We start from the raw sequence: 20,924 nt of genomic DNA on the forward strand, positions 1-20,924 counted from the left end.
TTGAACATTGCGTGCGGCGCACCCTAGCCCGGGCCGCGGACGCTTCCTTCCTCGCGGCCGCTCACAAGACAGCGATGCGCCTCAGCGCTCGGCGAGGGCGAGCCGCACCGCCGCCGCCGCCTCGTCCCCACGGCAGGGCTTGGGCAGCACCGCGGCGCGGGCGTAGCGCGGCGGCAGCACCAGGCGCGGCTCGTAGCCGGTGGTGAAGACGATCGGCACGCCGCGCTCCGTCAGCATGTCCGCCACCGGGAAGACCGGCTCGCCATCGAGGTCGATGTCGAGCAGCGCGGCGTCCGGCTGGCGCTCGGCGATCAGCGCCTCGGCCTCCGCGATACGCGCCACGGGCCCGAGCACCTCGGCGCCCGCGGCCTCCAGGCCATCGGCCATCTGCATGGCGACGAGGACGGAATCCTCCGCCAGCAGCACCAGCGCCCCCTCCAGCCCGCGGGCCGGCTGCGCCGCCGGCGCGGCGCCGGGCTCCGTCAGCGCGGCGAGCAGGATCGCGGCATGCCAGCGCAGCCCCTCCGACGCGAAGGCGAGCCGGCTGTCCGCGCCGAGTTCCTCGCCGAGGCCCCGCTCGATCGCGAGGCAGCCGAAACCGCGGCGGGCGGGCGGCGCGACGCGCGGGCCGCCCTGCTCCGTCCAGTCCAGCCGCAGCCAGCCATCCTCCACCCTCCAGCCGAGCCGCACCCGGCCCGAGGGCGCGGAAAGCGCGCCATGCTTGGCGGCGTTGGTGGCCATCTCGTGCAGGGCGAGGCCGAGGGCGAGGGCCGCGCGGGGCCGCAGGCGCAGCTCCGGCCCCTCGATCACGATGCAGCCGGCCGGGCCGTCCGCGAGATGCGTGCGCAGCTGCTCCTGCGCCAGGCCGCGCAGCGAGACGCCGTCCCACCGCCCGAGCGCCGCCAGCCCATGCGCCTGCGCCCAGGCGCGCAGCCGTCCGAGCAGCCGCGCCAGCAGGCCCTCGAGCCCCGGCGCGGCGGCCTCGCCGTGACGCGCCAGGGATTGCAGGTTCGCCAGCAGCGTCTCCACGCGATGGTCGAGCTCGCCGAGGCGCATCTCCTGGCGCTGGCGCGCGCCGGCGCGGGCCTGAGCGACGTCTTCCGTGCGGTGCAGCACGTCGTCGAGCAGCGCGATGCGCAGCGCCTCGGCTGCCTCGATCTCCATCGCCGTCCAGCGACGGCCGGGCGCGGGGCCGTCGCGGAACCACAGCACCGCCTCGCCATCCGGCAGGGCGAGCCGGAGCGCGCCGGCCTCGGCCAGCGCCGGCTCCGCCTTCGGCCAGCCCTCGGCGAGCGCATCGAGCGCCACCACGCCAGCGCCGCCGGCCAGCGCATCGCGGAGTCCCCGCAACACCTGCTCGGCCGGCACGGGGCCTTCGCTGTGCAGCGCGTCGCCCAGGAACAGGGCGACGCCGCTGCCGGGCAGGAAGGCGGCGAGCGCCGGCAGCGCGGCGCGCAGCCCCTGCCCCGGCGCCGCGGCCAGCGCCGCCATCAGCCGATGCTCGGCCGCGACGAGGCGCGTGGCCTCGACATCGTCCTCGGCCTGCGCGGCGGCTTCGAGCTGGAGCGAGAAGAGCTGGGCGAAGAGCTCGCAGGCCGCGCGCATCGCGACCGGCAGGTGGCGCGGCCGGTCCGAATGGCAGGCGAAGACGCCCCAGAGCCGTCCCTCCCGCACCACGGAGAGCGACAGCGCGGCGCGCACGCCCTGGCGCGCAAGCTCCTCAAGCTGCGCCTGCGGGGCGCTGCGCAGGCGCGAGAGCGAAAGATCCGTCTGCGCGCCGGTCAACGGCGACAGCGGCGGCTCGAGCGGGGCCGGGGCGCGGGTGGAGTCCGGCACCAAGCGGGACCAGCCCTGCAGCGCGCTCTCCCGCGCCTCCCGCGGGGCATCGGCGGCGGGGTCGCGCGGCGGCGGGCCGGGGGGTGTGCCGGGGGCGCGGGCCTCGGCCACCAGTTCACTGCCGCCCTTTGACGTGAAGCGGTGCAGCGCGACCCGGTCGAAGCCCGAGAACCCCAGCAATTCTTGCGCGGCGGCCTGGCAGAGGGCGGCGCGGCCGGGGACCGCTTCGAGGCGCGCCGCGATGGCGGCAAGCGCGGCCAGGGGCGCGGGCTCCGTCGCGGCGGGAGCGGCGGGGAAGCGCTCGATCTCCAGCAGCACACCGGCCTCGCCATGCTGGACGGTGAGGTCGAGCCGGGTGCCGTCGGGCAGCGCGATGCCGGCGGCGTGCAGCTCGGCCTCCGGCGGCTGGTCGAGCAGGCGGGCGATCTCGGCGCGCGTCTCCGGCGGGACGAGGGCGGCGAGCGGCAGGCCGGGCCGCGCCTCCGCCCCCAGCAGCGCGCCGTCTCCGGCCAGTTGCAGCACGTCGAGCGTGGCGGGATGCAGAACGAGGAGCAGGGCGTGCGGGTGGATGCCGGCGGGGAGGTGCTCCTGGTCGAGCAGCCCGGCGCCGCCGCCGGTCATCGCCGGGGCGGTTGGCGCCGGCGCGGCGAGCGCGCTCAGCGGCAGGCTCGTATCAGGGGACATGGCGCGTGGGCCCTGCGGCGCGTCACGGGAACAGGCTTACCGCAAATCCGGGAGGGGGCGCCGAGCGGGGCGGCTCAACTTCCCGTGAAGATCGTGAGGAAATGTCGGGCCGGTGCCCGCCGTTGCGCGGCAATGGTGCGGTCGAGAAGATTCGAACTTCCACGGGGTTGCCCCCACCAGCACCTCAAGCTGGCGCGTCTACCATTCCGCCACGACCGCAAAACCGGTAGAGGCGCGGCGTATAGACCATGACATTCGACCCGACAACGCCCCCGGAAACAGCCTCCTCCGTGGCGTTCCGCATCACCGAGGGGCTGACGCCCTATGCCGAGGCGATGGCCGCGATGGAGGCGCGCGTGGCGGCGATCCGCGCCGGGGAGGCGGAGGAGCTGGTGTGGCTGGTGGAGCATCCGCCGACCTACACGGCCGGCACCTCCGCGCGGCCGGACGACCTGCTGGAGCGGCGATTCCCGGTGTTCGCGGCGGGCCGAGGGGGGCAATGGACCTATCATGGGCCGGGGCAGCGGACGGGATACGTGATGCTGGACCTGACCCGGCCGCACGGGTCCGTGCGGGCGCGGGACGTGCGGGAGTATGTGCATGGCCTGGAGGAATGGCTGATCCGGGCGCTGGACCGGTTCAACATCCGCGGCGAGCGCCGCGAGGGGCGCGTGGGCATCTGGGTGGCGGACCGGGCGCGCGGGACCGAGGACAAGATCGGCGCCTTGGGCGTGCGGGTGACGCGCTGGGTGAGCTGGCACGGGGTGGCGCTGAACGTGGACCCGGACCTGTCGCATTTCGGCGGCATCGTGCCCTGCGGGGTGGCGGAGCATGGGGTGACGAGCCTGCACCGGCTGGGCGTTCTGGCGACGATGGAAGAGGCCGACGCGGCGCTGATGGCGGCGTGGGCGGAGGTTTTCGGGTAGGCCCACGGGCGATTGTAACGGCGCGGCGGTGGGATTTCTTGTTTCGGACAAACTCCCCTGGGATGCCGGCGCGCGGTTTCGGACAAATTGCCGGGTTGGTTGATCGCGCGGTCAGGTTTGCGCCAGCGAACCGAAAAAATTCACCGGCTCAGCGGTCGGGGAATTTTTCGGGAGAGCGAGCGGCGGATTCGCGGGGGTGAAAGAGCGGCGGCCCGCGCCGGGTGGCGCGGACTGAATTCCTAGGATAGCTGGTCGGTGCGGGGGAAGCCAGCGGAAAACGCGGGAACCCCCGCCTCTGGCCTGGGCGCTGGCGGGCGGTGCAATCCGTTGGCAAAGACTGCCAATGTCGGTGGCGCGCGGAGAAAAGGCGGCATGGCGACAATGACTGTCTCGCTTCCTGACGAGATGAAGGCCTGGGTCGAGGAGCAGGCGCGCTCCGGCCGCCATGCGAATGCGAGCGACCACGTCCGCGATCTGATCCGGCGCGACCAGGAACGCGTCGCCTTCCGCCAGTTGATCGAGGACGGGATGAACAGCGGCGTCAGTGACATCAGCTCGGACGAGATGCTGGTGGAGATGCGCAAGCGCGCCGCGACATATCACAGGTGACGTGAGCTGGCGGCCGCCGACCCTCGGCGGTCGAAGCGGCTCGACACGCCGCGCCGATCAACCTGTACGGGCGCGGTTGAGGGCGAGGAGGGCGGCGAGGGCGTCGTCGGTGGCGATATCCTCGGGCCAGCCATAGGCGGCGGCGACGGCGCGATCGAGATCGGCATGCAGGGCATCGAGCCAGGCGCCCTCCCCCGTGCCGCGCCGGTTGTAGAGGTTGGTCAGCGTGCGGGTCTTGAGCTGCTTTGCCGCGGCGGCGTCGCGTGGGATTTTTCGCGGCGGGAGATGCGGCAGCACATCGGGCACCTCCTCCACCCATTCGGGCGGGTTGAGCCAGCGGTCGCGCGCGGCGACGAGGGCGCGGGCGGCGTCGGCGATGCGGATGGCCCGCGCATCGGCGGCGTAGGAGGCGGCGGGGAGATTCGGGGTGAGGCCTTCGGGGAAGGCGAAGGTCTCGAAGGTGGTGGTGGGGGTGTAGCGCGGGCGATCCTCCAGCGAGGTGCCGAGGCGGAGCGCCCAGGCTTCGTGGAAGCGGCTGTGCAGGATGCCGAAGCTGGTGTCGTCGTCGCGGGCGATGGCCACCAGATTCTTGTCTGGAGTCACTGCTTTCGGGAGCCAGACAAAGACCCGGTGCTTCGAGACTTCTGGCGTGGCGATGAACCGCGCGAGGCCGTCTAGGCGCTGAAACAGTGCAGGTGCGCGACGCGCCAGCAGCCACCAGTGGCGACGCTCGGACGGGGAGCCAGATTTCGATCTAGCGGGCTGCACGTGCAGCACAACGTGCGCGAAAGGCTGAACAAAGAATGTGGCCTGCGTTTCCGGCATATCGCCAAAATTTATGATCCAGCGGTTCAGATGGCGGCCAGTGACATCCTCGCCGTTGTACCAAGGCGAAAGAACTTCGGCGTTGCTCCGGCCATTGGGATTGCTGGGTGCAGCGAGCCACGCATGTGCGAGGTCGCCATCGATGTTGAACGCACCCTTCTTTGTGACGCCGCTGGACGCGATCGCACGGTTATTCGCGAGCGGCTGCGCCGTCGTCAGGTCGAAGTCGCCCGCGCTCAAATCAGCAAAGATCGTAGTGACGGTATAGCCGTCTAGGCTTGGTGAGCCAGCAGAATTCCCGTCGCCGAAGCAGACTATCGACACTCGCACCGCTGCACCGTCGAGCGTCCAGGGCTCGTCGGACCACGCATCGAAGATGACGCCTTGCTCGGTGATGCGATCCAGCACGCGGCGGTTGGCGCCGCCGCGGATGCTGTTGGTCGCGACGAGCCCCGCACGCGTCGTCGCGCCGTTCTCGATCTGCTCGCGGGCCTTCTCGAACCAATAGCAGACGAAGTCCGCAGCGCCCGGCACGCGACCGGCATACGCCTTGCGCAGCCGCGCCGTGTAGTCCTCGCCGAGTGCGCCGATCATCGCCTTGTCGCCGATGAAGGGCGGGTTGCCGACGATGGCGTCGGCCTTCGGCCAATCCGCCACGCTGCCATCCGGGTTCAGCACGGCGTCGCGGCATTCGATGGTGTTCAGCGGCTTGAGGATGGGGTTGCCGGGCTGGGGCATGGCGTTGCGGCGCGCCCATTGGATGGCGCCGATCCAGACGGAGATGCGGGCCAGTTCCGCCGCATAGGCGTTCAGCTCGATGCCCAGCAGCACTTCCGGGCCGACTTCCGGCAATTGGCGTTGCAGGCCGAGCGCCTCCGACTCCAGCCCCGCGCGCAGCTCGATATCCTTGATCGCCATTAGCGCGAGATAGAGAAAATTTCCGCTGCCGCAGGCGGGGTCGAGCACGCGGTAGGCGCGCAGACGGTCGAGGAAGGCGCGGTAGATCGGCGTCGCCTGGGTGCGGGCGCGCTCGCGCCGCCGCGCGATCTCCGCGGGCGCGACGCCGGATTTCGGCACGGCAGCCATGATCGCCTCGATCCGCGCGCGCGCCTCCGCCCATTCGCGTTCCAGCGGGCGGATGATGACGGGGTTGATGATGAGGGAAATCTTCTCGCGGTCGGTGTAGTGGGCGCCGAGCTGGCCGCGTTTTTCGGGATCGAGCCCACGCTCGAACAGGGTGCCGAAGATGGTCGGGTCGATCTCGCCCCAGTCGAGGCGCGCGGCCTCCTGCACCGCGGCGATGTCCTGGGCGGTCAGCGGCAGGGCGGTGTCGTCGTCGAACAGGCCGCCGTTGAACCAGTCGATCTCGACGAAATCGAGCGTGCCGCCGGGGTCCTTCATGGCGCGGAACAGGCGGCCGGCGAGATCGGGGAAGCGCGCGGGGTTCTTGCGGGTGGTGGCGAGCAGGCTGTCGAGCACGCCGGCGGGCAGCAGGCCGACATCGTCGGCAAACAGGCAGAAGACGATCCGGTTGACGAAATGCGCGACCAATTGCGGATCGTGGCCGCGCGCGCGCAGGCGGGCGGCGAGTTCGGCGAATTTGCCGGCGGCGTCCTCGGTGATGGCCTGGCGGGTGCGTTCGGGGCGGAGGCGGTCGGGATCGGAGAGGACGGCCTTGAGCAGGGCGCGGCGCCGGGGGTCGCGCAGCTCCTCCAGCGTGACGGTGTGGGTCTCGCTGACGGCGTTGGTCCAGTTGGTGCGGATGATGATGGTCTCCATGTCGGAGACCACGAGGAGCGGCGGGTTTTCCAGCGCGAGGGCGTATTGCTGGAGCTGGACGAAGGCGGCGCGCAGGTCCTTGCGCTTGCCCTTGTATTCCCAGCCGAAATGGCCGCGCTTCCACACATCGGCCCAGCCGCGCTGGCCGGTGGTCTTGTTGGCGCCGCGTTCGAAGCAGAACCATTCGCCCTTGGGGTCGGCGGCGGCCGGGGTGGGTTCGTCGAGCAGGGCGCAGAGGTCGTTGAAGTGGGACTGCGAGGCCTGGTCCTCGCGCAGGGCGCTGCCCTGCCACTTGGCAATGAATTGTTCCGGCGTCATGCGCGCATGGTCCCGCGCGCGGGGTTGAAGGTCCATAGGCGGATGGAGGGGTCCGGGGACGATCATCGTCCCCGGCGGGGGTTCGGGGGCAGCGCCCCCGCCCTTCAGAAGATCCGGTCCACCGGCGCCCCCAACGCCATCGCGCCGGCGTAGCGCGCCTGCGGGCCGGCCTGGAGCGGGTGGTAGCGGGCGCCCTGGATGTCGCGGAACAGGCGCTCCAGGCCGGCGGCGCGGTGGAAGCCGGCGCCGCCGGACAGTTCGAGCGCGAGTTCCACGGTGCGGATGGCGTGCTCGGTGACGAGGGCCTTGCCGGTCATCACGTCGTTGATGCTGTCGGCGCTTGGCGCGTTGCGCTCGGCGGTCTGCAGCATCCAGTCATGGGCGAGGCGCGCGGCGCGCAGGGACGTGTCCATGCGGCCGGCGAGGTGGAGGACGTCCTCGGTCGGCACGCGGCGCTTCGCCAGCGTCACGGCCAGGTCGCGGGCCTGCTCGGCGACGCCGAGATAGACGGCGTAGACCAGCGGGAAGGCGATGGTGGCGATGATGTGGAACAGCGGGTGCCACTGGCCCGCCGGGCGCTTCAGCGCGACGCCGGCATCGGGAATGAAGAGGCCCTCGATCGCGACGTCGTGCGAGCCGGTGCCGCGCATCCCCAGCGCCCGCCAGGTGTCCAGCACCTTCACCTCCGGCGCCTTCATGTTGACGGCGAAGTGCAGCACGTGGTCGGCGCCGTCCTCATGCAGCACGGCGCCGGTCATCATCAGGTCGCCCAGCGGGGCGCCTGACGAAAAGACCTTGCGGGCGGTGATGCGGTAGCCGCCCTCGACGCGCTCGGCCTTGCCGGAGCCGGGCAGCCAGTCGGAGCCGCCGGAGGAGAGCAGGATGATGCGCTCCGCGGCGATGCGCTTCAGCAGCGGCTCCATCGCGGCGAGCTTCTGGTGGCGCCAGCGCCAGGCCGGCACCGCGACCTGGTGGGTGTGCATGGAGAAGGCGAGCGCGGTGGAGGAGCAGCCATGCGCGAGGATGCGCAGCATCTCCGCCAGCTCCCGCACGCCGGCGCCGGCGCCGCCCAGCTCGGTGGGGACGCCGGCCTCGACCAGGCCGGCCTGCTTCAGCAACGCGTAGTTCTCGGCGACGAAGCGGTCCTGCGCGTCGGCCTCGGCGGCGCCGGCGGCGAGGTGGGGGACCAGGCGGTGGGCGCGCTCGGCGATCGGGCCTTCGGTCAGGATCGCGTCAGGCTTGGCCGGCGTGGCGATGACGTTCATGGCGGTTGCTCCCGTGCCTTTCTGGCCAGGGGAGCATCACGTGTCGGGGCCTTCCGAATCCAGTTCAGGAAATGAACTGCCGCCGGGCGGTCCGGCACTGGTAGGATGCTGCGCAACACGGGGAGACGGGCCATGGAGGACAAGGGCAGCTACGGGCAGTTCTGTCCGGTGGCGATGGCGGCGGAGGTGCTCTGCTCGCGCTGGACCGTGCTGGTGCTGCGGGAGATGCTGGCGGGCTCCACGCGCTTCAACGAGTTGCGGCGCGGGGTGCCGCGCATGTCCCCTGCCCTGCTGTCGAAGCGGCTGAAGGAGCTGGAGGCGGCCGGGGTCGTGGTGGCGGCGCCGGGGGAGCGCGGGGTGGTGGAGTATCGACTCTCGCCCGCCGGGGAGGAGTTGCGGCCGATCGTGATGGGGATGGGGTTCTGGGGGCAGCGCTGGATCGAGAGCCAGCTGTCGCTGAAGAACCTCGATCCCTCGCTGCTGATGTGGGACATGCGGCGGAACCTGCGGGTGGAGCCGATGCCGCCGCGGCGCTGCACCATCGCCTTCCAGTATCCAGAGCTCGCGGAGAACCGGCGGCATTGGTGGCTGGTGGTGAATGGCGGCGCGGTGGATCTGTGCTCGGTGGATCCGGGGTTCGAGGTGGACCTCTATGTCGTGGGCTCGCTGCGCGCGCTGACGGCGATCTGGATGGGGCTGACGACGGTGGGGCGGGAGGTCGCGGCGAAGCAACTGGAACTGCTGGGCGACGCCATGCTGGCGCGCAGCATCGAGCAATGGCTGGGGCTCAGCCCGTTTGCAGGAGAGACTCGGAAGGTCGCGTAGTTCAGATCCTGAACTGGAGGCTGAGCGACGCGGGCGCGCAGGCTCCGCGCCGCGGGACCGGACCGGCCCCGCCCGCCCCGGCAACACGCCCGGGGCGCGCCACGCGGCGTGGAGGCAGCAATGGGCACGAGCATGTATGAACGGCTGGGCGGCGCATCGGGGATCGGCCACCTGGTGGACGACATCGTCGAGGCGCACATGGCCAATCCGCTCATCCAGGCGCGCTTCCTGCCCTATCGCGAGCAGCCGGAGCGCCTGGCCGCGGTGAAGCGGCATCTGCGCGACTTCCTCGGCATGGGAAGCGGCGGGCCGGAGCAGTACGACGGCAAGGGCATGGTCGGCGCGCATCGCGGGATGAACATCGGCGCCGAGGAGTACATGGCCGCGATGGACGACATCCTCGGCGTGCTGACGAAGCACGGCGTGGACGAGCAGACGCGGAAGGACGTTCTGGCGATCGCCTATTCGCTGAAGGGCGAGATCCTGCGCGTGTGACGGCTCAGGGGCCGTCTTCCTCGATCTCCCAGCCCTCGGCGAGGTAGCGCGCGAGGATTTCCGCGTGGCGGTCCTCGGGGTGGGATTCGAGGAGCTCGTCCTCGCCGTCCAGCACCTCGGTGCCGGCGTCGGTGGTGACGATGACGATGGTGGCGAGCTCGCCTTTCGCCAGGACGGTTTCGCGCATGGGGTGTTCTGACGGATGGAGGGGCCCGGGGACGATCATCGTCCCCGGCGGGGGTTTCGGGGGCAGCGCCCCCGATCCCTGCGTTCAGCGTCCGCGGCGGAGGAAGGCCGGGGCGCTGCCGCCGTCGCGGAAATCGGCCTCGCGCCAGCTCCGGTCCTTGCGGTCCGGCTGGGCGACGGCGGCGGGGCGGCGCTGCGGGGCGTCACCACCGCGGGCCTGAGGCTTCGGCGCGTGGCCGTCGCGGCGCTGGGCCTGGCCCTGCTGCGGGCGCCGCTGCTGCTGCTGCGGACGGCCGCGGCCGCCGCCGGCGGGCTTCACCGCGTCGGGGCGGCCGGCGGTGCGGTGCATCGGCGCCGAGACGTCCTGGCGGCGATCCTCGCGCGGGATCTCCTGGCGGATCAGCTTCTCGACCTGCCAGAGCTTCTCGCGCTCGTCCGGGCTGCACAGCGCGATCGCGATGCCGCTCGCACCCGCGCGCGCCGTGCGGCCGATGCGGTGCACATAGGCTTCCGCGGTGTCCGGCATGTCGTGCTGGATGACATGCGTCACGCCGTCCACGTCGATGCCGCGCGCGGCGATGTCCGTGGCGACGAGGACGGGGGCGGTGCCGGTGCGGAACTCCGCCAGTGCGCGCTCGCGCTGCGGCTGGCTCTTGTTGCCGTGGATCGCGTTGGCGGCGATGCCGTCGGCGGCCAGGTTCTTCACCACCTTGTCGGCGCCGTGCTTGGTGCGCGCGAAGACGAGCGCACGGCCGACGCCATCGGCGCGCAGCAGTTCGGCCAGCACGCCGCGCTTGCCGCCCTGCTCGACCAGGATGAGCTTCTGCTCGACCTTCTCGGCGGTGGTGGCGACGGGCGTCACTTCCACGCGCACCGGGTCGCGCAGGATCTCATGCGCGAGCTTGGCGACCTCGGCGGGCATGGTGGCGGAGAAGAACAGCGTCTGGCGCTGCTTCGGCAGCACCGGGAGGATGCGGCGGATGGCGGCCCAGAACCCCTTGTCGAGCATCTGGTCGGCCTCATCCAGGACCAGCGCCTCCACGCGGTCGAGCCGCGCGGTGCCCTGGTCGAGATGGTCCTGCAGCCGGCCCGGGGTGGCGACGAGGATGTCGATGCCGCGCGCCAGCGCGCTGCGCTGCGGGCCGTAGCCGACGCCGCCGAACACCACCGCGACCGAGAGGCCGAGATGGCGGCCATAGGCCTTGAGGCTGTCGGCGATCTGGCTGGCGAGCTCGCGCGTGGGGGAGAGGATCAGGGCGCGGCAGCCGCCGCGCGGCGGGCGCGCGCCGCCCTGGGCCAGGCGGTGCAACAGGGGCAGGCCGAAGGCGGCCGTCTTGCCGGTGCCCGTCTGGGCGATGCCGAGCAGGTCGCGCCCGGCGAGAATCGCCGGGATGGACTGGGCCTGGATCGGGGTGGGAGTGGTGTAGCCCTCCTCGGCGAGTGCCTGGAGGATGCGGCCGTCAAGACCGAGAGTGTCGAAGGACATGGAGAGAAATCGAATCCGCTCATGCCGCCGCGCGAAGCCTGCGGGCGGTGGGTGCGGTGCGCCCCGCGTGCTGCGAGCGCGCCAGAGAAGTGTCGAAGCCGGCTTCGGCGAAAGGCGGAAGCCCGTGACTGGTGCGCCCTGGTCCGGGCCCGCGGAGGGGTCCGATCACGCAACCGGGCGCGGCGGGATGTCCCCGCTGACGAGGGTTAGATAGGGCAGGAAGGGTGACGGAACAAGGGAAAACGCGCGAAAGCCTGGGGGCGGTCGCCCGTCACCCTGTCGGGCGGCGGTGGAAGCCGGGTTCCCCGGGGGGCTCGGCCAGGCGTTCCTCGATGCGGTCCACGCGGGCCAGAACCGGGCCGCGGCGGCAGGCGGTGAGCAGGGCGCGCACCGCACCCTCCTCCCCCTCCACCAGGGCCTGCACGCTGCCATCGGGCCGGTTCCGCACCCAGCCATGCAGGCCGAGGCGCGCCGCTTCGCGGCATAGCCAGTCGCGATAGCCGACGCCCTGCACCCGCCCCTCGATGCGGAGCAGGCGCGCCGGCATCAGCCGCGGGCCAGGGCGATCAGCCGGGCGGCGAGCGAGACCTCCGCGGCGAGGCGGGTGCGGCGCTGCTCGGCCTCGGCGTCGAGGCCCCAGAATTCCTCCTGGAACCGCTCGTCCAGCGTGGCGAGGCGGTGGGCGGCCTCGGCATCCAGGCGGCCGGCAGCCAGCGCCAGGCCCAGCACGAGGGAGCCGAGCGCGGGTACGGCGACGCCCAGCGCCGCGATCTCCAGCGCCGGATAGGACTCAATGGCGCGGCGAAGGGCGGAGAGGGCCTGCGGGTCCTGCGCCACCGGCATCACGCCGGCGGTGACGCGCAGCGGCGCATCCAGCGTCAGCGTCGCCCAGTCGAGCAACGGGTCCCATTCGGCGGCCTGCCGCTCGGCGAGGCGACGATCATCCGCGCGGTAGCAGAGCAGGTCCGTCTCGCCGTATTTCGCCAGCGCACCGACCGTCGCGGCGGGGTCGGGCGCAATGCGCTCGGCGGCGGTGCCGACCAGGCGGGTGAGCGGCACCTCCTCCGGCGTGAAGGGGCTTTCCTTCCGGCCGCCGGCGGCCGCGTTCCATTCGGCCGCGATCGCCTCCGCCAACGGGCGCGAGGCGACGGTGAGCGGCGTGCCGCCCGGCAGACGGACCGGGCGCGCATCGAGCGAGACCGTGAAGCGCCCCCCGGATTCGGCGATGGCCGCCGCGTCCCAGAAGCGCTTCATCGGCAGCGCGTCAGCGGGACCGGGCGGCCGTGCGGGTCGTGGCGGCGCGGCGCGTGGCCGGCGGCGCGCTGGTCGTGCAGGTCGGCGCGTTCAGCGGGTTGAGCACGTTCCGCTCCTCCGAGATGCGCGCCAGCTCCTCGACGTCGCGGGCGTTGAGCGCGACCTGGAACAGCGGCGTGACCAGCGGGCAGTAGTGCGAGCCGGCGCGGATCCCGTCCTGCGACTGCGCGTTGGCGAGCTGGGTGATGAAGCCGTCGAGCTCGCGCTGGTGGGCGCCGCCGGCGGTGCGGCGGAAATGGCCCGCCATGCCGTGGTAGGACGCGGCGAGGTCGCGCTGGAACTTGCGGACGAAGGCGTTGTACTCGCCGTCCTTGTTGCAGGCGAGCGCCGCGACCATCAGCTGGCTCTGCAGCGCGCGGACGTCGAAGGCGGTGCGCTCGGCGCTCTGCACGCAGGATTGCGCGATCGCGGGCCCGGCGATCACGGCGGCAAGGCCGCCGAGCAGCAGTCGGAAACTGGTCATGCGGCGATTTCCCTGGCGCATGGGCGGTGATCTCCCCTGGGGCGCGCCTATGCCCGGCGGAAGGCCGGGCCCGGGGCCCCCCGGCCCCCGCGGCGTCGCGAAGCGCCTATTGCCTACTCCAGCCAGCGGGCGAGTGCGAGAGTCTTCATAGCACCCCAAACAAGTATAGCAGGATGATGATCGGGATCGGGATGCCGACCAGCCATAGAAGTATGCCGCGCATGGGAAGCCTCCGGGTCGTTGCCCGGCAGCAACGCGCGGTCAGGCGGCCCGTTTCGCGCCGCGCCGCGGCCGCATGATGCGGCCGAGATCGGCGAGGCGCCGCTCGAGGAAGGCGCGGGTCGCCGGGAAGCCCGGCTCGTCGTCCTGCAGCCAGAAGGCGAGGGTCGCGCCATAGACGCCGGCCAGGGTCGCGCGGCGCGTATACCAGGACAGGTCGGCCGAGGTGTCGCCGGCCGCGGCCCACATCGAATCGGCGGTCCGCCCAACCGTGCGGATGGCGGAGGCGACGTTCCAGGGCAGCGACTGCAGCGCGAGTGCGCGGCGGACGGCCTCCCGGTGCGGCTCCGCCTGTTCGAGTCGCAGCTCGACCACGCGCCGGATGCGGGCGGGGATCTTGAGATGCGCGAGGTCCTCGGCCGCCGCGGCGGCCTCCATCTCGCGATCGGCCAGGTCGCACCAGGCCTCCACCGCCTCGATGGCACCGCGGGGGAAGAGCCACTCCACCTCCAGCGGGTCGCGGCCGAGATCCCTGAGCCCGGCCTCCAGCGCCGCGCGGGTCCAGCCCAGCGCCGGCACATGCGCCAGGGCGGCGCGGATGGCCGAATCGCGCTCCTCGCTGCGCTCGATCATGCCTTCTCCCCTTCCCCGGCGCGGGCGGCGGCGCGCGACAATTCGTCCGTGAAGCCGAACAGCGAGAAATCTGTCATGCGCATCGGGTAGAGGATGCCGTCCAGGTGATCGTATTCGTGCTGCATCACCCGCGCGGCGAGGCCCGCGGCCTCCCCCTCCACCGGCTTCCCCGCGATATCCACGCCGCGGAAGCGGATGCGGGCGGCGCGCGGGACGCTGCCGCGCAGGCCGGGGATGGAGAGGCATCCCTCCCAGGCCGATTCGGTCTCCTCGCCCACCTTCTCGATCTCGGGGTTGATCAGGGCGATGACGTTCCCCGCGCCGCCGCGCCAGACGAAAAGCCGCAGCGGAACATGCACCTGCGGGGCGGCGAGGCCGATGCCGCCGGCATCCTCCATTGTCTCGGCCATGTCCGCAACGAGGCGGTGGATCTCGGGATCCGTGGGGTCCGCGACCGGGTCGGCCCGGCGCAGCAGGACGGGATGGCCCATTCGGGCGATCTTCAGGATGGCCATCGGCGCGTGATCCGGCGTTGTTCCTGCCAAGGTAATGCGCCGCGGCGTCTGCGGGAGGGCCTTCCTTCGGGGGGCGGACACATGCTAAGGAGCGCGCCTCTTGTGTCGGGGGGCCTCGGGACCGAGCCGGGGCTGCCCCGTTTTTGCCTATCCATCGATTCGTCAACACCAACCAGGAGGTTGAGCCGCGTGCAGGTCGTCGTTCGCGACAACAACATCGACCAGGCCCTGAAGGCGCTGAAGAAGAAGCTGCAGCGTGAGGGCGTGTTCCGTGAGATGAAGCTCCGTCGTCACTACGAGAAGCCGTCCGAGCGCCGCGCCCGCGAGGCCGCCGAGGCCGTGCGCCGCGCCCGCAAGGTGGAGCGCAAGCGCCTGGAGCGCGAGGGCTTCTGAGCACAGCGGCCATTTTCAATGGCCGCTGTTCGTTTTTCGTGCCCTCAAGCGCCGGGCGGCCGCTCCGCGGCCTTGGCTCGCCGGACTGCCGGCGGGCGCCATTCGGCGCCTCGGACGCCTGAGGCGTCCGCAGGGCGCCCGATCCTCCTGCGTACAGGCCTTGCCCCCCGCTCTGCTGCGTCGTGTGATCCGCGCGGCAGCGGAGGACAGGCTATGGACGGGCTTTCCACGACCACGGAGGCCACAAGCGACGAAGCGGCCCTCTTCGGCCGCGCGAAGCGGGTGCTGCCCGGCGGCGGATTCGGCAACTTCGCGCCCGAGGTGATCCTGCGCGAAGGCCGCGGCGGCCGCGTGTGGGACGTTGCAGGCCGCGAATACGTGGACTTCCTGCTGGGCTCCGGGCCGATGTTCCTGGGGCATGGCCACCCCGAGGTGCTGGAGGCCGTGCGGGAGCAGCTTGCGCGCGGCACCACCTTCTTCGCCAACAACGAGCACGGCATCGCGCTGGCCGAGGCGATCGTCGAGGCGATGCCTTGCGCGGAGCAGGTGCGCTACACGGGATCGGGCACCGAGGCCGACCTCTATGCGATGCGCCTGGCGCGCGCCTTCACCGGGCGCGAGCGCATCCTGAAATTCGAGGGCGGCTACCACGGCATGAGCGACTACGGGCTGATGAGCCTGGCGCCCAAGGTGCTGGCGAACTTCCCGCGCCCCGTGCCCGATTCCGCCGGGATTCCGCGCAGCGTGCAGGAGGAGGTGCTGGTCGCGCCCTTCAACGACCTGGACGCCGTGACGCGCCTGGTGGAGGCGCATGCGGCGGAGATCGCCGGCATCATCGTGGAGCCGCTGCAGCGCCTGATCCCGCCCGCGCCGGGATTCCTGCAGGGACTGCGCGACCTCTGCGACGCGCATGGGATCGTGCTGATCTTCGACGAGGTGGTGACGGGCTTCCGCTTCGCCTATGGCGGCGCGCAGAGCTACTACGGCGTGACCCCCGACCTCTGCACATTGGGAAAGATCATCGGCGGCGGGTTTCCGCTGGCGGCGGTGGCGGGGCGCGCGGCGATCATGGCGCATTTCGACCGCGCGCTGGTCGGCGACGACGGGTTCCTGATACAGATCGGCACGCTCAGCGGCAATCCGGTGGCCGCGGTGGCGGGTTTGAAGACGCTGGAAATCCTGCGCCGCCCCGGGACGTACGAACGCGCCTTCGCGACCGGCCGCGCGCTGATGCAAGGGATGGAGGAGCGGATCGCGCGCGCCGGCCTTCCGGCGCAGATCGTCGGCGAGCCGCCGCTGTTCGACGTGGTCTATGCGGATGGCGCGATCGCCGATTACCGCGCCACGCTGCGCGCAGACCGCGCCGTGCAGGCGCATGTGAACCGCGTGCTGCGCGAGGGCGGCATCATGAAGGGCGAGAGCAAGTTCTACGTCTCTGTCGCGCATGAGGATCGCGACGTGGAGCAGACGCTGGAGGCCTTCGGGCGCGCACTACGGACGCTGCCAGGGCGTTGATGCTGGTGCGTGCGGATCGTGCCCGATCCGCCCTCAATCGCCGGCGCGCGCCTCCGCGCGCTTGGCTGCGCCGCACTTGCGGCGGGCGCCGTTCGGCGCCTCGGCCCGCTCCGCGGGCCGCATGTCTCGCCTTATAGGATCCGGCGGGGTCTTCTTCGACAGAAGCCCCGCGAGGAAGCGGGCGACATTCGCCTCCACCACCGGGCCGTCATCCTCCGGCGTCGGCAGGCGGTAGATGTGGCGGCGGATGCCGAGATAGACGACGCCGCCATGCAGCGCCCAGAGCTCCTCCATGGCCGGCGCGCGGTATCGGCCATCGGCGGCGATCTCCTCGCGCAGCGGCCCCAGCAGCTGCGTCGTGACGCGGCCCATGTAGCGCTGGTTCAGCTTCTGGCCCGCCAGGCCGGCCCACATGAAGATGCGGATCCACTCATAGGTGAAGATGGTGGCGTAGTCGCGGTAGAAGCGCAGCATGCGGCTCTCGATCGGCACGCTGCGGTCGCGCAGCTCGTTCGCCCAGTGCGGCTTCAGCCGGCCGAGGAAGATGCGCTGGTAGACCGCCTCGACCAGCTCGTCCTTGCTGGCGAAGTAGCGGTAGAGCAGCGCCTGGGTGATGCCGGCGCGGCGCGCCAGGTCGCGCGTGGTGCCGCCGAGGCCGACCTCCGCGAAGTAGCAGACCGCGGCGGCGACGATCTGCTCGCGCCGCGCCTCCGGATCGAGCCTTCGTGCCGGTCGCACGCTGCCGTCCACTGTATCCTCCCTCATCCCGCGCTGCGTGCGCGGGCTTGCTTGACAGCGGTTTAGTTTTTGCTGATCAGATGATCAACAAGGAACGCACCCGCATCGGACGGGGCATGGACAGGGGGGACACCGCCCATGAAATGGCCGGCCTTCGCCTATGTGCGGGCCTCGACGCTGGACGAGGTGTGGCGGCTGCAGGCGCAGCATGGCGAGGGCGCGCGGGTGCTGGCCGGCGGGCAGACGCTGCTGGCGACTCTGGCCTTCCGGCTTTCCGAACCCGATGTGCTGGTGGACATCACGCGCATCGCCGCGCTGCGCGGCATTTCCGTACAGGGCGGGCGGCTGCGCATCGGTGCGCTGACGCGCCATGCGGAGCTCGGGCGCGATCCGCTCGTCGCGCAGCATGCAAAGCTGCTGGCCGAGGCGGTGCCCTTCATCGCGCATCCCGCGATCCGCAACCGCGGCACGATCGGCGGCAGCCTTGCCTATGCCGACCCGGCGGCGGAACTGCCTTCCTGCGTGGTGGCGCTGGATGCGACGCTGGTGCTGGTTTCGGCACGTGGCGAGCGGCGCGTGGCGACGCGCGACTTCTTCACCGGGCTGCTGCAGACCGCGCTGGAGCCGGGCGAGCTGATCGCCGCGATCGAGGTGCCGCTGCCGGATGCCTCGCGCCGCAGCGCCATCGTGGAGGTGGCGCGGCGCAGCGGCGACTATGCGATGGCGGGGCTGGCGGTGGCGCTTTCGCTCGATACGGGGATGCGCGTGTCGGCGCCGCGGCTGGTCTATTTCGGCGTGGGCAACGGGCCGGTGAGCGCGGCGCGTGCCGCCGCGGCGCTGGAAGGCCGCGCGCTGGGCGCCGAAAGCATCGCGGCGGCGCAGGCGGCGCTGGCGGGCGACCTCGATCCGCCCGCGGACCTGCACGGGCCGCCCGCGATGAAGCTGCATCTCGCGCGCGTGCTGACCGCGCGCGCGCTGCAGCGCTTCCTGCCCGCGACGGAGATCGCCGCATGAGCCAGCGCGTGGAGATCACCCTTCGGGTGAACGGGGAACGCGTGTCGCGCAGCGTGGAGCCGCGGCGTCACCTGATCGACTTCCTGCGGCTCGACCTCGGGCTGACGGGCAGCCATGCGGGCTGCGAGCACGGCGTGTGCGGCGCCTGCACGGTGCGGGTGGATGACGAGATCGTGCGCGGCTGCCTGGTGCTGGCGGCGAGCCTGGACGGCGCCGAGGTGACGACCATCGAGGGCCTGACGGAGAGCGGCGAGGTCGCCGACCTCCAGGCCGCCTTCGTCGCGCGTAACGCGGCGCAGTGCGGCTTCTGCACGCCCGGGATGGTGATGGCGGCGGCGGACATCCTGCGGCATCACCAGGATGCGGACCGCACGGCGATCCGTGAGCATCTCTCGGGCAATTACTGCCGCTGCACCGGCTACCAGGCGATCGTGGACGCGGTTGCGGAGACCCTGGAGTCCCGGCGATGAACGAGATTCCGACGCCCGAAAACATCGGGCTCTCGCGCGAGGACCTGCCGAATTCCTATATCGGCCGATCGGTGCCGCGGCCGAACCTGCCGAAGCTGGTGCAGGGGCTGGCGAGCTACACGGACGACGTGACTCTGCCGCGCATGGTGCATGCGGCCTTCCTGCGCAGCCCGCACGCGCATGCGCGGATCGTGAAGGTGGACAGCGCCGCGGCGCTGGCGGTGCCGGGCGTGCTGCGCGTGTTCACGGGCGCCGATCTCGCGAAGGTCTGCGATCCCTGGGTGGCGACGCTCGATCACCTCAAGGGCATGAAGTCGGCGCCGCAGCACCCGCTGCCGCTGGAGCGCGCGACCTGGCAGGGCGAGCCGGTCGTGGCCGTGATCGCCGAGAGCCGCGCGGCGGCGGAGGACGGCGTCGCGGCGCTGGCGGTGGAATGGGAGCCGCTGCCGGCGCAGCTCGACATGGAGACGGCGCTGGCGCCGGGCGCGGTGCTGATCCATCCGGCGCTCGGCGACAACCTGGTCTTCACGCGCACCGCGACGAAGGGCGATGTGGAGGCGGCGATGGCCGCCGCGCACAAGGTGGTGGAGGCCACCTTCGTCACCGGGCGGCATACCGGCGTCACGCTGGAGCCGCGCAGCATCATCGCCGACTACAACCGCGCCGATGGCACGCTGACCGCGCACCATTCGACGCAGGCGCCGCACATGATGCAGGGCGTCTTCGCGAAGCAGCTGCGGATGGAGGAAGGCCAGGTCCGCGTCATCTGCAAGGATGTCGGCGGCAGCTTCGGCATCAAGGTGCATGTCTATCCGGACGAGGTGGCCGTCGCCGCGATCGCCAAGGTGATGGGCCGGCCGGTGAAGTTCGTCGCCGACCGCTTCGAGAGCTTCGTCAGCGACATCCATGCGCGCGACCACCGGCTGAAGGGCCGCATCGCGGTGGATGCCGAGGGGAAGATCCTCGCCTTCGACATCGACGACCTGACGGGCATCGGGCCCTATTCCGTCTATCCGCGCACCAGCGCGGTGGAGGGGAACCAGGTGGTGAACCTCTGCGGCGGGCCCTACGACTTCGCGAACTACCGCTGCACGACGACGGTGGTGCTGCAGAACAAGACGCCGACCTGCCAGTATCGCGCCGTGGGCCATCCCATCGCGACGGCCGTGACGGAGGGGCTGGTGGACCTCGCCGCGGAGGCGCTCGGGATGGACCCGATCGAGATCCGCCGGCGCAACCTGATCCGCGACGACGCCTATCCCTACACCTCGCCGCCGGGCATGCGGTTCGAGGGGCTGTCGCACCATGCCGCGCTGGAGAAGCTGCTGGCGATGGTGCCGGTCGCGAAGATCCGCGCCGACCAGGAGGCGCAGCGGAAGAAGGGCGTGTATCGCGGCCTCGGCTTCGCGAGCTTCATCGAGCTGACCAACCCCTCGCCCTTCATGTACGGGCTCGGCGGCGCCCGCATCTCGGCGCAGGACGGCGCGACGGTGCGGATGGACCCCGATGGCTCGGTGGTGGTGCTCTCCGGCGTGACGGAGCAGGGCCAGGGCACGGAAGGCATCCTGCGCCAGATCGTCGCGCATGGCGTCGGCGTGGCGCTGGAGCGGGTGAAGGTGGTGACGGGCGACACGCAGACGACGCCCTATGGCGGCGGCACCTGGGCCTGCCGCGGCGCCGGCATCGGCGGCGAGGCGGCGCTGCAATCCGCAATCGCGCTGAAGCAGCAGATCCTGGTCGTCGCCGGCGCGATGCTGCAGGCGGCCCCGGAGAGCCTCGACATCGTGCTCGGCCAGGTGGTGGACAAGGCCACGGGCCGCGAACGCATGCCGCTCGGCGAGCTCGGCCGCATCCTCTATTTCCGCGGCGACACGCTCCCAAAAGACCTGCCGCGGGAGCTGGTGCAGACGCGGCACTTCATCACCAAGGAATACCCCTTCGCCTTCACCAACGGCATCCAGGCCTGCTGGGCCGAGGTGGACGCCGAGACCGGCCTGGTGACGGTGCTGGAGCATTGGTGCGTCGAGGATTGCGGGCGGGTGATCAACCCGCTTCTGGTGGACGAGCAGGTGCGCGGCGGGATCGTGCAGGGGCTCGGCGGCGCGCTCTATGAGCATTGCGTGTATGACGGGCAGGGCAACCTGCTGACGACGACGATGGCCGACTACCTCGTGCCGATGTCGGCCGAGATGCCGGACATCCATGTCGGCCATGTGGAGACGCCGACGCGGGAATCCCTGCTCGGCGCCAAGGGCGCGGGTGAGGCCGGCACCGCCGGCGCGCCGGCCGCGCTGATGAACGCGATCAACGACGCGCTGCGCCCGCTGGGCGCGCGCGTGACGGAACAGCCCTTCACCCCCGCCTGCATCCTGCAGGCACTGGGGAAGATCTGAAGCATCCAGGGAGACGAACGACC

General features: G+C 71.6%; 20 protein-coding genes and 1 tRNA gene. 9 read left to right on the plus strand and 12 right to left on the minus strand.

Features of this window, described 5'->3' with window-relative positions:
• Nucleotides 1-81: 81 nt before the first annotated feature.
• Both DFH01_RS16595 and DFH01_RS16600 read right to left on the minus strand, forming a co-directional pair.
• Nucleotides 82-2,520 (minus strand): HWE histidine kinase domain-containing protein, encoded by a 2,439-nt coding sequence (locus DFH01_RS16595; protein ID WP_109871542.1) that lies wholly within the window; start codon nt 2,518-2,520, stop codon nt 82-84.
• 133 nt (nt 2,521-2,653) lie between these two features.
• Nucleotides 2,654-2,739: transfer RNA gene (locus DFH01_RS16600), tRNA-Leu, on the minus strand.
• A 29-nt stretch (nt 2,740-2,768) separates the two neighbouring features.
• On the opposite strand from DFH01_RS16600, the gene lipB reads away from it, so the two are divergent.
• Complete coding sequence (lipB, locus tag DFH01_RS16605; RefSeq protein ID WP_109871543.1) at nt 2,769-3,446, plus strand: lipoyl(octanoyl) transferase LipB; 678 nt, start codon at nt 2,769-2,771, stop codon at nt 3,444-3,446.
• Nucleotides 3,447-3,818: 372 nt separating this feature from the next.
• Complete coding sequence (locus DFH01_RS16610) at nt 3,819-4,055, plus strand: type II toxin-antitoxin system ParD family antitoxin (protein ID WP_109871544.1); 237 nt, start codon at nt 3,819-3,821, stop codon at nt 4,053-4,055.
• Nucleotides 4,056-4,112: 57 nt separating this feature from the next.
• Here DFH01_RS16610 and DFH01_RS16615 read toward each other — a convergent pair whose 3' ends face one another.
• Complete coding sequence (locus tag DFH01_RS16615) at nt 4,113-6,977, minus strand: class I SAM-dependent DNA methyltransferase (protein ID WP_109871675.1); 2,865 nt, start codon at nt 6,975-6,977, stop codon at nt 4,113-4,115.
• 104 nt (nt 6,978-7,081) lie between these two features.
• On the minus strand, nt 7,082-8,242 hold the full coding sequence (locus tag DFH01_RS16620) for an acyl-CoA dehydrogenase family protein (protein WP_109871545.1): 1,161 nt from the start codon (nt 8,240-8,242) through the stop codon (nt 7,082-7,084).
• Between the two features lie 132 nt (nt 8,243-8,374).
• On the opposite strand from DFH01_RS16620, the gene DFH01_RS16625 reads away from it, so the two are divergent.
• Complete coding sequence (locus DFH01_RS16625) at nt 8,375-9,067, plus strand: winged helix-turn-helix transcriptional regulator (RefSeq protein WP_109871546.1); 693 nt, start codon at nt 8,375-8,377, stop codon at nt 9,065-9,067.
• A gap of 120 nt (nt 9,068-9,187) precedes the next feature.
• On the plus strand, nt 9,188-9,562 hold the full coding sequence (locus tag DFH01_RS16630) for a group I truncated hemoglobin (RefSeq protein WP_109871547.1): 375 nt from the start codon (nt 9,188-9,190) through the stop codon (nt 9,560-9,562).
• A gap of 4 nt (nt 9,563-9,566) precedes the next feature.
• Here DFH01_RS16630 and DFH01_RS16635 read toward each other — a convergent pair whose 3' ends face one another.
• From DFH01_RS16635 to def, 7 genes are all read right to left on the minus strand, one after another.
• Complete coding sequence (locus DFH01_RS16635; protein ID WP_109871548.1) at nt 9,567-9,749, minus strand: hypothetical protein; 183 nt, start codon at nt 9,747-9,749, stop codon at nt 9,567-9,569.
• Between the two features lie 84 nt (nt 9,750-9,833).
• Nucleotides 9,834-11,234 (minus strand): DEAD/DEAH box helicase, encoded by a 1,401-nt coding sequence (locus DFH01_RS16640; RefSeq protein WP_109871549.1) that lies wholly within the window; start codon nt 11,232-11,234, stop codon nt 9,834-9,836.
• Between the two features lie 271 nt (nt 11,235-11,505).
• Complete coding sequence (locus tag DFH01_RS16645; protein ID WP_109871550.1) at nt 11,506-11,781, minus strand: acylphosphatase; 276 nt, start codon at nt 11,779-11,781, stop codon at nt 11,506-11,508.
• Entirely contained in the window at nt 11,781-12,488 is a 708-nt protein-coding gene (locus DFH01_RS16650; protein WP_109871551.1) for an ATP12 family chaperone protein, read from the minus strand. Before DFH01_RS16650 ends, DFH01_RS16645 begins: the two co-directional genes overlap by 1 nt.
• 10 nt (nt 12,489-12,498) lie before the next feature.
• Nucleotides 12,499-13,011, minus strand: coding sequence for a hypothetical protein (locus DFH01_RS16655; protein WP_109871552.1), 513 nt, complete (start codon nt 13,009-13,011; stop codon nt 12,499-12,501).
• 261 nt (nt 13,012-13,272) lie between these two features.
• The gene (locus tag DFH01_RS16660) at nt 13,273-13,863 is read right to left on the minus strand and encodes a COQ9 family protein (protein ID WP_109871553.1); all 591 of its coding nucleotides are present in this window, start codon (nt 13,861-13,863) and stop codon (nt 13,273-13,275) included.
• Complete coding sequence (gene def / locus DFH01_RS16665) at nt 13,860-14,378, minus strand: peptide deformylase (protein ID WP_109871554.1); 519 nt, start codon at nt 14,376-14,378, stop codon at nt 13,860-13,862. Before def ends, DFH01_RS16660 begins: the two co-directional genes overlap by 4 nt.
• 189 nt (nt 14,379-14,567) lie before the next feature.
• On the opposite strand from def, the gene rpsU reads away from it, so the two are divergent.
• Nucleotides 14,568-14,771 (plus strand): 30S ribosomal protein S21, encoded by a 204-nt coding sequence (gene rpsU / locus DFH01_RS16670; RefSeq protein ID WP_007006360.1) that lies wholly within the window; start codon nt 14,568-14,570, stop codon nt 14,769-14,771.
• Between the two features lie 213 nt (nt 14,772-14,984).
• The gene (locus DFH01_RS16675; RefSeq protein WP_109871555.1) at nt 14,985-16,286 is read left to right on the plus strand and encodes an aspartate aminotransferase family protein; all 1,302 of its coding nucleotides are present in this window, start codon (nt 14,985-14,987) and stop codon (nt 16,284-16,286) included.
• A gap of 33 nt (nt 16,287-16,319) precedes the next feature.
• Here the strand turns inward: DFH01_RS16675 and DFH01_RS16680 are convergent, their stop codons facing one another.
• Nucleotides 16,320-17,051 (minus strand): TetR/AcrR family transcriptional regulator, encoded by a 732-nt coding sequence (locus DFH01_RS16680; protein ID WP_109871556.1) that lies wholly within the window; start codon nt 17,049-17,051, stop codon nt 16,320-16,322.
• Nucleotides 17,052-17,162: 111 nt separating this feature from the next.
• On the opposite strand from DFH01_RS16680, the gene DFH01_RS16685 reads away from it, so the two are divergent.
• From DFH01_RS16685 to DFH01_RS16695, 3 genes are read left to right on the plus strand one after another with little or no spacing between them, the layout of a single operon-like run.
• Complete coding sequence (locus DFH01_RS16685; RefSeq protein WP_109871557.1) at nt 17,163-18,038, plus strand: FAD binding domain-containing protein; 876 nt, start codon at nt 17,163-17,165, stop codon at nt 18,036-18,038.
• Complete coding sequence (locus tag DFH01_RS16690; RefSeq protein ID WP_109871558.1) at nt 18,035-18,508, plus strand: (2Fe-2S)-binding protein; 474 nt, start codon at nt 18,035-18,037, stop codon at nt 18,506-18,508. The genes DFH01_RS16685 and DFH01_RS16690 overlap by 4 nt, the downstream gene beginning before the upstream one ends.
• Complete coding sequence (locus DFH01_RS16695) at nt 18,505-20,901, plus strand: xanthine dehydrogenase family protein molybdopterin-binding subunit (protein WP_109871559.1); 2,397 nt, start codon at nt 18,505-18,507, stop codon at nt 20,899-20,901. Before DFH01_RS16690 ends, DFH01_RS16695 begins: the two co-directional genes overlap by 4 nt.
• The last annotated feature ends 23 nt before the right edge of the window (nt 20,902-20,924 follow it).

This window comes from Falsiroseomonas bella (genome assembly GCF_003173615.1).
Lineage (GTDB): Bacteria > Pseudomonadota > Alphaproteobacteria > Acetobacterales > Acetobacteraceae > Falsiroseomonas > Falsiroseomonas bella.